The organism is Shewanella sp. NKUCC05_KAH (assembly GCF_019345585.1).
Lineage (GTDB): Bacteria > Pseudomonadota > Gammaproteobacteria > Enterobacterales > Shewanellaceae > Shewanella > Shewanella oncorhynchi.
In genome coordinates this window covers 62,950-76,571 of the sequence record NZ_JAHKQZ010000003.1, presented here as the reverse complement: position 1 = coordinate 76,571, position 13,622 = coordinate 62,950, and the positions used below count along the sequence as shown (strand labels likewise).

10 protein-coding genes are annotated in these 13,622 nt (G+C 47.9%); 4 read left to right on the top strand and 6 right to left on the bottom strand.

Going from position 1 to position 13,622, the window contains the following annotated elements:
• Positions 1–83 precede the first annotated feature (83 nt).
• The 4 genes from KO533_RS04010 to KO533_RS03995 all read left to right on the top strand — a co-directional run bounded on the left by KO533_RS04010 (position 84) and on the right by KO533_RS03995 (position 4,283).
• Positions 84–1,421, top strand: a complete 1,338-nt coding sequence (locus tag KO533_RS04010) for an aspartate aminotransferase family protein (RefSeq protein ID WP_219252958.1) — start codon at positions 84–86, stop codon at positions 1,419–1,421.
• A gap of 69 nt (positions 1,422–1,490) precedes the next feature.
• Positions 1,491–2,981, top strand: coding sequence for a CoA-acylating methylmalonate-semialdehyde dehydrogenase (locus KO533_RS04005; RefSeq protein ID WP_219252957.1), 1,491 nt, complete (start codon positions 1,491–1,493; stop codon positions 2,979–2,981).
• A 30-nt stretch (positions 2,982–3,011) separates the two neighbouring features.
• A complete protein-coding gene (locus tag KO533_RS04000; protein ID WP_115335277.1) occupies positions 3,012–3,377 on the top strand; it encodes a cupin domain-containing protein in 366 nt (121 codons plus the stop codon).
• Between the two features lie 183 nt (positions 3,378–3,560).
• Complete coding sequence (locus KO533_RS03995) at positions 3,561–4,283, top strand: TorF family putative porin (RefSeq protein WP_131525457.1); 723 nt, start codon at positions 3,561–3,563, stop codon at positions 4,281–4,283.
• Positions 4,284–4,365: 82 nt separating this feature from the next.
• Here KO533_RS03995 and KO533_RS03990 read toward each other — a convergent pair whose 3' ends face one another.
• From KO533_RS03990 to KO533_RS03965, 6 genes are all read right to left on the bottom strand, one after another.
• The gene (locus tag KO533_RS03990; protein WP_105252977.1) at positions 4,366–5,664 is read right to left on the bottom strand and encodes a sugar MFS transporter; all 1,299 of its coding nucleotides are present in this window, start codon (positions 5,662–5,664) and stop codon (positions 4,366–4,368) included.
• 328 nt (positions 5,665–5,992) lie between these two features.
• Entirely contained in the window at positions 5,993–7,147 is a 1,155-nt protein-coding gene (locus KO533_RS03985) for a DUF5009 domain-containing protein (protein WP_219252956.1), read from the bottom strand.
• A gap of 157 nt (positions 7,148–7,304) precedes the next feature.
• On the bottom strand, positions 7,305–8,474 hold the full coding sequence (nagA, locus tag KO533_RS03980) for an N-acetylglucosamine-6-phosphate deacetylase (RefSeq protein ID WP_219252955.1): 1,170 nt from the start codon (positions 8,472–8,474) through the stop codon (positions 7,305–7,307).
• Between the two features lie 174 nt (positions 8,475–8,648).
• Entirely contained in the window at positions 8,649–9,647 is a 999-nt protein-coding gene (locus tag KO533_RS03975; RefSeq protein WP_028760900.1) for an SIS domain-containing protein, read from the bottom strand.
• Between the two features lie 17 nt (positions 9,648–9,664).
• Positions 9,665–10,600: a BadF/BadG/BcrA/BcrD ATPase family protein gene (locus tag KO533_RS03970; RefSeq protein WP_219252954.1), complete on the bottom strand. Its 936-nt coding sequence runs from the start codon at positions 10,598–10,600 to the stop codon at positions 9,665–9,667.
• A gap of 223 nt (positions 10,601–10,823) precedes the next feature.
• Entirely contained in the window at positions 10,824–13,622 is a 2,799-nt protein-coding gene (locus tag KO533_RS03965) for a family 20 glycosylhydrolase (RefSeq protein WP_219252953.1), read from the bottom strand.

Genomic DNA, 13,622 nt, shown 5'->3' with positions numbered 1-13,622 from the left:
CCATGTTCATTATTTCTAACATAGCATAGCAAATATTAGCCACCCTAAAACAAGACCTGAAAATACAGGACAAGGTAGACACTATGGCCGATTTGCCGCTCAATTCCTCAAGCGTACCCTCACTTGAACATTTCTGGATGCCTTTTACCGCTAACCGCCAATTCAAAGCCAGTCCGCGGTTACTCGCCAAGGCCGAAGGCATGTATTACACGGATATTGATGGTAATAAAGTGTTAGATGCCACCGCAGGTTTATGGTGTTGTAACGCAGGCCATGGTCGCAAGGAAATCAGCGAAGCGGTCAGCAAACAAATTAAAGAGATGGACTACGCGCCCTCCTTCCAAATGGGTCATCCTATCGCCTTTGAACTTGCCGAGCGGTTAGTCGAGCTCAGTCCTGAGGGATTGAACAAAGTCTTCTTTACTAACTCAGGTTCTGAGTCCGTCGATACTGCGCTTAAGATGGCACTTTGCTATCACAGAGCCAATGGTCAAGCCTCACGCACCCGCTTTATCGGGCGCGAAATGGGTTACCACGGTGTCGGCTTTGGCGGCATCTCTGTGGGTGGGTTAAGCAATAATCGCAAGGCATTTAGCGGCCAATTACTGCAAGGCGTCGATCACTTACCGCACACCTTAGATATCCAAAATGCGGCATTTACCCGTGGACTCTCACACTTTGGCGCTGAAAAAGCCGAAGTATTAGAACAACTAGTGACCCTGCATGGCGCCGAGAATATTGCCGCCGTGATCGTTGAACCTATGTCGGGTTCAGCAGGGGTGATATTGCCGCCACAAGGTTACTTAAAACGTCTACGTGAAATCACCAAAAAACACGGCATCCTACTGATTTTTGACGAAGTCATTACCGCTTTTGGCCGCGTTGGCGCCGCTTTTGCGAGTCAACGTTGGGGCGTTATCCCAGATATAATCACCACGGCTAAAGCCATCAATAACGGCGCCATCCCTATGGGCGCAGTGTTTGTGCAAGATTTTATTCACGACACTTGCATGCAAGGCCCTAATGAACTGATTGAGTTTTTCCACGGCTACACCTATTCAGGTCATCCCGTGGCCGCGGCTGCGGCACTTGCCACCCTATCAATTTATGAGAATGAGCAATTATTCGAACGTAGTTTTGAGCTTGAGCGCTACTTTGAAGACGCAGTGCACAGCCTCAAAGGGTTGCCGAATGTGATTGATATCCGCAACACAGGTTTAGTGGCGGGGATTCAATTCTCCCCTAACGCTCAAGGCGCGGGTAAACGGGGTTACGGCGTGTTTGAACACTGCTTCCGCCACGGCACTTTAGTGCGAGCCACGGGCGACATCATTGCCATGTCACCGCCACTGATTGTCGATAAACGCGAGATTGACCAAATGGTTAATAGCCTAAGCGATGCCATTAACGCTGTTGGATAATAGCACCAGCGGTTCGTTCCACTCTCACATTTAACACCCCGCTGCGGCGGGGAACTTCAAAGGTTAACTATGCTCAAGATCACTCATTTTGTTAATGGTCAGCACACCCCTGCCAGTATAAGAACCCAAGATATTTTTGAACCCGCTACGGGTGAGCTACGTGGCCAAGTCTCACTGGCAAGCGAAACCGAAGTCGGCGAAGCCATCGCTATCGCTAAAACCGCCTTTGAAACATGGTCGCAAGTCACGCCGCTCAACCGTGCTCGAGTGCTGTTTAAATTCAAAGCCTTAGTCGAGCAGCACCTAGATGAAATGGCGCAGCTTATCACCCGTGAGCACGGCAAAGTGATCGACGATGCTAAGGGCGAGTTGATCCGTGGTCTCGAAGTGGTCGAATTTGCCTGTGGTATTCCGCACTTGCTTAAAGGTGAACACACCCAGCAAGTCGGTGGCGGCGTCGATTCTTGGTCAGTTAATCAAGCTTTAGGTGTTGTCGCAGGCATAGCGCCCTTTAACTTCCCCGTGATGGTTCCCATGTGGATGTTCCCAATCGCGATTGCCTGCGGTAACACCTTTATTATGAAACCCTCGGAAAAAGACCCAAGCTCGGTGATGCGGATTGCCGAGCTGCTTAAAGAAGCGGGTCTTCCCGATGGCGTGTTTAACGTGATTAACGGCGACAAAGAAGCCGTCGATACCTTACTCACCCATAAAGATGTGCAAGCGGTGAGCTTTGTAGGCTCAACGCCAATAGCCGAATACATTTACAGCACAGCCTCTAAACATGGCAAACGCGTACAAGCCTTAGGCGGCGCGAAAAACCATATGTTACTCATGCCAGATGCGGATTTAGATCAAGCCGTTAGCGCCTTAATGGGCGCCGCTTACGGCAGTGCTGGTGAGCGTTGTATGGCAATTTCAGTCGTGCTGGCAGTAGGCGATGTAGGCGACGCGTTAGTGGAAAAACTGCTACCGCAAATCCAAACCTTAAAAGTCGGCAACGGCCTAACGCCAGAGATGGAAATGGGTCCGCTGATCTCAAAACAGCACCTTGCCAAGGTCACCCAATATGTTGAAGCCGGTGTGCAAGAAGGCGCAGCGCTGCTGGTCGATGGCCGTAAACTGAGTGTTGAAGAAAATCCACAGGGCTATTTCCTCGGCGCCTGTTTGTTCGACCACGTCACGCCTGAAATGAGCATCTACCGCGAAGAAATCTTTGGGCCAGTGCTGGCGATTGTGCGCGTGAAAGATTACCCAACGGCGCTTGAGCTGATTAACCGACACGAATTTGGCAATGGCACGGCGATTTTCACCCAAAGTGGTGAAGCGGCGCGACATTTCTGTCACCACGTACAAGTCGGTATGGTTGGGGTGAATGTGCAGATCCCGGTACCAATGGCGTTCCACAGTTTTGGCGGTTGGAAGCGTTCACTGTTTGGGCCACTGCATATGCATGGCCCCGATGGCGTGCGTTTTTATACTAAGCGTAAGGCAATTACTGCCCGCTGGCCGGTGGGTAAACAGACTCAAGCCGAGTTTGTGATGCCAACGATGAAATAGCCGAATGTCAGCTCAACAAGGAAATCGCAAATGACTGTGAGTATCAACGCCATTATTCGCTTTGCTACGGCGCAAACACCCGTCGAAACCTACCAGTTACCGACGGAAAAGTTGTTAGCTGGCAATCCAACTCAAGGGCTAGAGAATCATTATTCTAGCCCTTGTGATCAATTTCACAGTGGAATTTGGCAAAGTGAATCAGGCGCTTGGAAAATAAACTACACTGAATACGAGTACTGCGAAATCCTCGAAGGAATAAGTGTTATCACCGATCTTCAAGGTCAATCGCAGACGTTCACTGTGGGTGACAGGTTTATCATACCCGCGGGTTTTCAAGGCACTTGGGAAGTAGTGGAGCCCTGCCGCAAGGTTTACGTCATTTTCGAGCAAAAGTGAGATCGACGAGGCTGATGTTAGCCTCAAAAAAGCTAAGTTATCTTAGCAATAACTCGCCATGAGGTCACAGCAACGGGTTTTCCTAGGCTGTTGTTTGGCAAACCAACGGATGCACTGGCGCGATTGAATAACCATGGTCGCCAGTAACACGTCCGAGTCAACAAAGAAAATGGGAGAAATACCGTGCATAATAATCTGAAAAAAAAACGGCTGGTACAGCTTGTCGGACTCGCGCTAACCACGACCCTATTCTCCGGCATGGTCGCCGCCGAAGTGACTGGGGAAATTAGTCTTACTAACGACTATCGTTTTCGCGGCGTATCACAAACCGCTGGAGATCCTGCCCTGCAAGGTGGTATCGATTGGAGCTTCGATTCGGGTTTCTCTGTCGGGGCTTGGGCAAGTAACGTGGACTTTGATGAGCCAGGTTATAACGGCCCAGCGATCGAATACGATTTCTATGTCGCCTATGGTGGTGAGATCAACGAAGATCTGACCTACGACATCACCCTTAACCGTTATAACTACTCAGGTGAGAGTGATATAGGTTATTTCGAAGTGATTACGGGTATGGAATTTAAGGGCTTTCGCCTAGCCTATTGGTTTACCAATGATTACGGTGGTACTGACTTAGATTATCACTATGGAGAACTAAACTACTCCTACGAATTTGTCGAGAATTGGAGCCTAGATTTGCACTATGGTTACAATGTGGGTGATGCCTTAGATGATGGTGAAGGTTTTGATAGCTACTCTGATTACTCTGTTGGCGTATCGACCGAATTGGCAGGCTTTGGGCTTTCTCTCGCTTGGTTAGGAACAGATCTCAGCGGTGACCAAAAGGTCTCTGATGGCGCATTCAAAAACTCAGATACCGTGCTTGCGAGCGTAAGTTACGCGTTCTAATTTCGCCTTAGGTTAGATTAACTAAGACACAAAAAAGCCCTCATCATCGAGGGCTTCTTTTTAGCTGTTCAAACAGACTTGACTACCAACTGCGCATCTTATGGCCTTTCACCGCGTAGAACAGAATGAACAAGTAGCATGGCAACATCACAATATAACCGCCCTGCATTCCCATATCTGTCGCTGAACTCATTAACCCCCAAGACACTGGACCAAAGGCACCACCTGCAATCCCCATGATGAGAAGCGCAGAACCTGTACTGGTCAATTTACCCATACCTGACAAAGCTAGCGGCCACACCGCAGGCCAAACAATCGCATTAGCTAAACCAAGAAAAGCAATCATCAACAAAGTATCGGGCAGCGCCACACCGCCAAAAGGCACTAACAAAACATTAGCAATAGCGTAGGAATTATTGTCGCCAAACAAAATACCGCATGTCAGTAACAAACCCAGAATAGCCGACACCATCAAAGCCTTAGGTTGTGAAATAAAACGAGGAATTAACAGGATACCTAAAGAATAACCCAGCACCATACACACCATAGTATAGGAAGTCATAACACCGTATGACTCTATGCCTAAAGACAAAGCAAATGTACCAATGGTATCGCCAGCAATAACCTCTACAGCAACATAAACAAACAGCGCTAACACGCCAAAGGCTAAGTTAGGGTGAGATAATGCCGCTTTAAGTTGCCCTTTATCCGTATTTTCAGCAGCTTCATCTTCATTCAACAACTCTGGCAAAGGTGATTTTTTTACCGCGAGCGCTAAAATACCGATAAAAATAGCCATGCCTAAATAGGGGAATACTAAACCGTCAGCCATTTCTTCAATTTGTACTTGAGTTAGCTCAGTACCAATACGGTCTTTAAAGCTGTCTAAAATCAACGCCGAAAACACCAAAGGCGCAATCACACCCGCACCTTTATTCAAAATACCCATCACACTGACACGGGCGGCCGCAGATTCTTCAGGCCCCAAACGCACCACATAAGGGTTAACCGCAGTTTGTAATAGGGTTTGGCCTGCGCCCATCACTAATTGGGCGAAAAGGAATAGGGCAAATATTTGTGTTTCCGCAGCAGGGATAAACAGTAAGCCCGCCAACATCATCACGCCCATGCCTATCGCCATACCATTCTTATAGCCGACTTTGCGAATAAGCCAAGCGGATGGCAAGGCAGTAAAGGTCACTGCAATGTAAAAAGAAAACAGGATCAACGACGCTTGAAAGGGATTGAGTTGCAATATTTGTTTCAAATAAGGCATCAAAGAACCATTCAACCAAGTGGCGAATCCGAGGATGAAAAAGAGAGCGGCCACTATGGCCATGGGGAGAAAGCTGCTTTTCTGCTGGCTTTTATCGAGTGTCATTTCCATAAACCTGCTTCTTATAGTAATTAATTATTTAGGTGATAACGGGGTTTAAATTAATGCCTAAGTTCCCGAATATCCGTATCGCGACTCGTCCGCAATGGCTAATGTTATCATCCAAACGCACCATTGTTTCAGTGATGTTAAAACAAATAACACAAAAAGACAACGCTGTCATTTAATAAATTCTCGCGAATATTCCCTCGTAATCATCGATTGGCCATCTGATAAGTTATAAGTAAGTGATGACTCACATCCAGAAAATAATGTAAAAAAAGCCGCAGACACTGAGTGCGTGCGGCTTATCTCAAGCGATTAAGCTAACTGACTAAATTCTGACAAAAATATTGCGGCGATACATCCAATATAAAACCAGCCACTGCACCGCAAGTAAGCTGATAACCGCAGCTAACGCTTGAGCATTTTCAGGCAAGGCCATCACTAAGCCGCCAAACACGCTTTGGGCGATATATTTCCAATCCACTAAACTCGAGGCTAGGTAAATAATGATGGCGTTGGTGCCTATCACCACGAAGAGAAATGCGGCTTTTTGCCACTTAAGCACATCGACTAGTGCATAGAATACCGCCAGTAGGAGCATGCTCCAGCCCGACGTCACCAGCACAAATGAACTGGTCCACAGATCTTTATTGACCGGAATAATAAGATCCAACAGCCAACCTAAGGCTAAGCAAGCACCACCTGCTACGGCGAGTAATCCCACTTTGACCCACTCACCTTTAGGATGGGATTTAACAATAAAGTGGCCGACAAACACACCCGCTAACGCATTGACTATGGCGGGGATGGTCGACAGTAAACCTTCAGGATCGGGTGTACGTCCCTGATAGCTTATGCCGGGTAATAAAATCGAATCGACATAGGCATTGATGGATTGCGTTTGCGAGAGCACGCCTGCCTGTCCACCGGGGAAAGGCAACCAAAGTTGCATTGCGCCATAACCGAGTAAAATGCCCAAGGCGACAATAACTTGCGTTCGTAGGCTCGTATGCCACACCAGTAATGCGGCAAAGAACCATGCAAAGGCGATTCGACCTAACACACTGGCATAGCGAATTTTTTCAGGATCGGCAGGCGCGCCCGTACCCCAACCGTGATTATATAAAATGCCCAGTAGCAGCAATAAAAAGAGTCGTTTAATCCCATGCCGATACACAGGTAATCGATCCTTCATCGGTAATTTATCTAAACGTTTGGGAGATAAACCTAAGGCCACACCAGAGAGGAAAATAAACAGCGGAAAAATCAAATCGTAGAAGTGAAAACCATGCCATTGGCTATGGTGCATTTGTTCATCGCCCCATTGCCAACCTGCCCAGCCCGTTAAAATAAGCAAGCCCCCAAACAGGGCCTCACCGCCCAAAATCCAAAACATATCGAAGCCGCGCAGTGCATCCAGAGACATCAACCTAGGTTTATTCACCTTTGCTGGCATAATTGCGTTTGTCTGTGTAGTCCCCATGCCATCATCCTTTATTATTGTTATTAAAAGCTTTTATAAAAGTTGAGCAAAACTAATACTGTTTAAAATTAGTGCTGTACAATAAAAAAACTTAGCCCCTGTCATCAAAATACGACAAGGGCCAATTGTTACACATCACCTAAACTGCGAAAGCGATTTAAGGGTGTGCCCCTATTGCCTGGCCCGCATAAATCGGCCCTGAATAGACTGCTTGTCCCGCAATGTAATTTGCCTGCACTTTGTTCTGCGCATCGAGCAAAACAAAATCAGCCCTATGTCCCAGTGCTAAACGGCCAGCTTTATGATCAATCCCGAGGAACTGTGCGGGATACAACGCCGCCATTCTCAAGGCTTCCGCCAAAGGTAAACCCAACAAGTTGACGGTATTATTGACCGCAGTCGCCATATCGAGCACACAGCCCGCCAGCTCACCTGTCACAGCATTTAATCTGTCGCCGACTCTCAGCACTTGCGTACCGAAGAGCTCGAAGCTAGTCTCACCGTCCATACCCACAGGCGGCATAGCATCGGTGACTAACATCATTTTGCCCCTCGGTTTTGCCCGTAGTGCGACCTTTGCCGCCGCGGGATGCACATGATGACCATCGACAATCAAACCACACCAAGCGGTTTCACTCTCAATCGCCGCGCCAACCATGCCTGGCTCACGGGAGCCCAGAGGAGACATAGCATTATAAAGGTGAGTAAAGCCCGTAGCGCCTGCCGCTAATGCCGCAACCACAGTATCGTAGTCGGCATTAGAATGACCCAAACACACCTTAACGCCCGAAGCAACGAGCGTACGGATCACCTCTGGCGACACATTCTCAGGCGCAAGCGTGACCACTTTAATCCCCAGATCTTGACGACAAAATACCGCGAGTTCAGCCTCTGTGATTTCGCGAATAAAGCCCTGTGGATGCACACCTTTTTTAGGTACAGATAAATGTGGCCCTTCAAAATGCACCCCTAAAACGCCAGTGCTACCTTTGACTAAAGCCTCAGCCACGGCATCGGCCGCATTGGCCATCACGCTGACATCATCGGTGATAAGTGTGGGTAAAAATCCTGTCGTGCCAAAACGCGCATGAGCACGGCCGATAGTCTCAATACAATCAACACTCGGATTGGCATTGAATAACGCCCCGCCGCCACCGTTCACTTGTACATCGATAAAACCAGGCACCAGCGTTCCGGCTTGGCGGATTTCCTTCGCGCCAACAACCGTATCAAACGCCAGAATGTGCCCGTCTTCAACAGTTACAGGCACATCTTGATGGAAATATTCACCATCAAAAATACGCTCGGCGATCAAGGTGATTTTCATCGCAAACCTCTTTCAATAAATAACACGAGTGACTTAAGTCTTAAATTAAGTTCACTGCGAGGGCTTAGCTGCACGAGCTTAGCTGAACAGGTTTAATCGTGCAGCTAAAAGTCCGCTAAATCTAATCCGCAACACCTAAACCTCTTAAACTTTGGCCACTTAAAGCTAGGCAGCTTAAAGCGTTTGGGTCACTTTTTTAAGGCCAGCAGGTTGATCGGGATCGATACCGCGGGCAATCGCAACCGCAGCCACATCGATATAGAATCGTTGTAATAACGCTAACGGAGCAACACGAGGGTGAATGTCCGTCGAGGTTTGATTCAGATGCACTAAATCGGCGCCGCGTTGGCTCACGTTTTCAATTTGTTCAATATGGCTAGCGTAAGATTCATCGCCAATACACACATCGACGATAGTGAGTTTTTTCTCAACTAAAGTGACAGGGCCGTGGAGGAACTCGGCGCTGCTGAACGCTTCGGCATGGATTGAACACACTTCTTTTAGCTTAAGCGCGATTTCCTTCGATACCGCATAACCTAAACCACGGCCGAGTACGACTAAGTTCTTCACGTCGGCAACGGATTCTGGCGTGAGTTGTGGCTCAGCGTCCACCGCCGTTTGCAGCGCTTGGGGTAAAGAAGCGACGGCGCTAGCAAGCGATTCGCTTTGAGTCCAAGCGGCGGCAAGTTGTAAAATCGCCGACAACGTCGCGAGGTAACTCTTAGTCGCGGCAACGGCTTTTTCTTCGCCGGCACGTAAAGGCACAACGACATCGACGATATCTTTAATCGGTGCACTTTCATCATTCACTAAGGCAACACAGAAAGCACCGGCATTTTTTGCCATACGCGCCTGCGCCAAAATGTCAGGGCTCCGGCCAGATTGTGAAATCACAATGACTAACGCGCCTTCGAGTTTCAAGGTTTTACCATACACACTCGCCACTGAAGGTGCGGCGGCGAAGGTCGGTACACCCGCTTCAATCTCAAATAAGTATTTAGCGAACACTCCCGCATGATCCGATGAGCCGCGACCTACTATCATCACAAAACGAGGGGCGAAGGCGCGCAGTTTCTCACCTAACTGCTGCATGATGTCAGCGTTAGCTTCTAATTGACCCGCAATTTTTTGCGGTGCAGTGCGTGCTTCTTGTTCCATAATAGTGTTTGTCATGTCTTTTACCTTCACGTTCAAATACAGGATTTGGCTTCAGTGCCTATGTGCACTGACAACGACTTATTAAATTCTTGCTGGGCGAAATACATAGCACCGAGTTCGGGTGGTGCTAAGGTTTCTGAAATCTTAGCGACCACATCGGCACCGAGCCAAGCTTGTAAAGGCTCAGCAAGACCACCGATCATAGAAAAACGCACCGGATTTAAGCTAAATAACTTACGCGCCATTTCGCTAATATAATCAGCACCTTCTTGCACTATGGCAGTCGCGACTGCGTCACCTTCATTGGCACAATCGAGTACGCTTCTGGCTAATGCGGCGTAGCAACTTGATGATTTACCCGCTAGATTTTCGACAATGCCTAGCGCATCGGTGACACCAAACTCATTCAACAGCATATCGATTAATCGAGTTGGTACGGCAAAGCCATCGAGTGCTAACAGCACGTGTTCCGCAGCTTTTAATCCAAGCCAAGCACCGCTGCCCTTATCGCCCAATGCAAAACCATAACCACCAATACTCAAGCTGGTATCACCAACATGGGCATAACCGCAAGAGCCAGTACCCGTGATGATCACAGCGCCATCGGCACCGCGGTGGGCACCAATACAAGCCGTATGCAAATCGGTAGTGACATACATAGCTGCAAAAGGATGCTGCCAGTTGATAACATCTTGATATAACCTAGGGACATTTACGCCAGCAAGACCAAGACCCGCCACCAGCAAGTGACTATCGCTCTCGTTCATGCCCGCATCCAGCAACGCTAGGCGAGTCGATGCTTCAATGGATTCAAATGTTTGTGTTAGACCATGCAGTGGATTTGCGCGTCCAGCAACACCTGTCCCTAAAACGGTACCCTCTGCTGAGTAGATGGTGGCTCGGCATTTACTACCGCCTCCATCTACACCTATAAACAGTGGTTGATCTTTTGTCTGGACTAACCCCATGACACCCCTCTTCACCTATCAATGCAGCGCTACCGTTGCTTATTATTTGCCGTTAATACAGCGCTCAACTTTAGTTAACTCAATGTTACAGCAAAAATGACAGCGTTGTCATTTACTTTTTTAAGTGATTTATGATCTAAAATCAAATTTAGGAAATCACTGACACAGAAAAACAAAAAGGCTGTATTTTATCTTTAAAATACAGCCAGATATAAAAATTGATTTAGTTAACGATTAAACTTCGGCCTTTACGAATACCATCGGCCGCAATGGCGCGGATCTCAATCGGTGCAGTGACCGCCAATCCCGCTTGATAAGCTTGCCATTGGCCATTGAGGCTACGGTATTCGAGTTTAAGGCCGGGATAGGCGATATTAGCAAACAGTTTACCGTCACGGATCTCGGCGCCGACCGTCGGTACGCGATAATCAATCCCCGCTTTATCTAGCTTGATAAACTCTTTGTGGCCCAAGGTATTCGCGAGTTGTTGCCACTCCTTTGCCTGTGCATCACGCATGGTTAAGGTAAAAGCACCCGAGCTTTGATTATATACAGCACCTTGATATTGATAAGGTACTTCCCATACGGCTTGATGCCAAGCACGCTCAGCCAACATCAACAAACGCGGAAACACCATGTATTCAATCGTATCGTCACTGCGAATCGACTCACTCCAAATCTGCCCTTGCAAGCCAGTAAAAGGTTTGCCTTTCTCCCTTGGGCCCGAGACTTTGTTACCCGCCTCATCAAGTTTTATTCTGTCATCCGCTTCGAATGGCTGATTTTCAATATCGGTCCATTGCTCGGCGTTAGCGGCTAAATTATCAGGCATAAAGCTAAAGACTTTATGGCTATTGGTCGCGCGGCTCGCCCAATAATAACCATGCTCTTTAGGATCGGCCTCATAGGGGAAGTCAAAGTACAACACCTCAGGATTAGAAAGTACGGTTTCCCAGCCGAGATTTGCCTGCTGATTGGCGCGCGAATGACCTTTGTGGGCAATCACATCCCAAATATTAGACTGCACCTTAGCGGGCATATTTTCAGGGCGAACATGGCTCATACCATCACTCCATCCTGCTGCTTCAATGCCTTTTGCCGCTAACATAGTCGAAATTCGTTCAATAAAATAAGCGCCTAAGTCATCTATCGACTTAACGCCTTTATCGTTATTGGCGACAAATGCTAAACACTGCGGAGATTGTTTCCAAGCTCCCGCCGTTTCATCGGCACCAATGTGGTAACGCGTCAATGGTTGACCCGCGGCTTGGTGTAACTTGGCAATTTCATCAATCACTTTATCGACAAAGTGATAAGTCGACTCCATACACACGTTAAGCGTATTGTCGTCGTAATATTGCACTGAAGAATAAACCGTTTTGTCGTTTGCATCGGATAACAAATATTGCTCAGCTGTAGTAGTTTTCCCTTCAGCTTGCAATTGACGAGCGCCCGCATCTAACGCTTTTACCGCTGTGTTAGCTTGATTTGCCGTTTCCTGCACAGGGACAACCTGCACTTTGCCCGTGTTTTTAAGCTCTACGTCTTCAGCCTGTAATCGACGAAAACGCGCATCCATCGCTTTAATCGCGGCGCGGCTGTGACCCGGCATATCCATCGATGGGATCACTTGAATTTGACGCGCCTCGGCATATTTCACTATGTCGATATAGTCTTGTTTAGTATAGAAACCATTAACGCTCGACTCCGCAAAAGGACCACTGCCCAGTTGCGGTAACAGACAGGTATTTTCAGCAAGATCATGACAACGTTTACTACCGATGTCGGTCAGCTCAGGTAGCCCGTCGATTTCGAGTCGCCAACCTTCATCATCAGCCATGTGTAAATGCAGTTTATTGAGCTTATAAGCCGCCATTTGGTCGAGCAAATCCAGCAACAATTGTTTGCTGTGGAAATTACGAGCCACATCAATGTGCATACCACGGAACGGATAGCGTGGGCTGTCTTCGATGGTCATGGCATTCATTTTCAGCGAATTCACATCCACAAGGCTTGCTAATGATGACAAACCGTAAGAGAAGCCCGCCACATCATTGGCAGCGATCACAATTTCAGTTGGCTGAATATCTAAGCGATAACTGCCCTCATCCCCTTTTTGGCTGGCAAATTTCACCGTAATGCCACTCGCAGATTCAGCCACACCCAGGCGAGCTAAACGTACCACCGCCGCCGCAACTTGACGCTTTTGCTCTGGGTTATCATGCTGATATTCGAGCTTAATACCACCAGCAAGGGATACTGGTGTATCGGTTGAATGGATCTTCACCTTTTGTGGCGTTGGGATAATGGTATCCACAGCCAAGGCGGCATCTTCACTCACGCTTTGATTAGCTTTAAATAATTGCGCGGCATCGGCTGGCGCGAGTTTATCCGTTTCAGTGCGTTGATATTGGGTTTTAAAATTCGTAACCCCTTCAACATACGGACGTGTCTCTAAACCCGTTTCGGCATCTTTACCAACTTGAGTGCTGGCGATAATGACGGGCTCTAATCCTTTTGCTGCGAGGTAATAGTTTGGCATAGCGTCGGTTTCAGCCAATTGCCACGGCTCACCACGGAACGTCAGTTGCTTTTTCTCGCCCTTAACAAATCCCTTAAAAGCGGCCGTTGGCGTAATACGATGTAAATCGCCTTTAACGTGCGTTATCGTCAATTCACCGCTTTCAACCGATTGCACAGGGCGCATTTGGCTTAAATAAATTTCCCAATCTTGGCTGGCTAAATCCATACCAGGGACGAAATCAATTTGAGCGACAAAACAGCGGCCATCGGCTTTATCTTTTAGGCACTTATCGTCTGGCACATTGGTCACAACACGGTAAGTTACGACTAACGAATCCCCGAGTTGTTGTAACTGCGCTTGAGTTAATGCGTCCTGAGCTTGCTGTGTTTGAGCTACAGCCTTATCGGCTGACGCTGCGGAAGGCGTCACAGGCGCCTCGGAACAGGCCGCTAATCCTAAAGCCAGTAAAATGGCGCTTGCTGAAAGTGTTTTATTCAT

Bases quoted from the DNA above. Each gene is read 5' to 3' on its own strand.
- KO533_RS03970 (WP_219252954.1), bottom strand. From the start codon at position 10,600: ATGGGGTTAGTCCAGACAAAAGATCAACCACTGTTTATAGGTGTAGAT.
- KO533_RS04005 (WP_219252957.1), top strand. From the start codon at position 1,491: ATGCTCAAGATCACTCATTTTGTTAATGGTCAGCACACCCCTGCCAGT.
- KO533_RS03985 (WP_219252956.1), bottom strand. From the start codon at position 7,147: ATGGGGACTACACAGACAAACGCAATTATGCCAGCAAAGGTGAATAAA.
- KO533_RS04010 (WP_219252958.1), top strand. From the start codon at position 84: ATGGCCGATTTGCCGCTCAATTCCTCAAGCGTACCCTCACTTGAACAT.
- nagA (WP_219252955.1), bottom strand. From the start codon at position 8,474: ATGAAAATCACCTTGATCGCCGAGCGTATTTTTGATGGTGAATATTTC.
- KO533_RS03975 (WP_028760900.1), bottom strand. From the start codon at position 9,647: ATGACAAACACTATTATGGAACAAGAAGCACGCACTGCACCGCAAAAA.
- KO533_RS03990 (WP_105252977.1), bottom strand. From the start codon at position 5,664: ATGACACTCGATAAAAGCCAGCAGAAAAGCAGCTTTCTCCCCATGGCC.
- KO533_RS04000 (WP_115335277.1), top strand. From the start codon at position 3,012: ATGACTGTGAGTATCAACGCCATTATTCGCTTTGCTACGGCGCAAACA.
- KO533_RS03965 (WP_219252953.1), bottom strand. From the start codon at position 13,622: ATGAATAAAACACTTTCAGCAAGCGCCATTTTACTGGCTTTAGGATTA.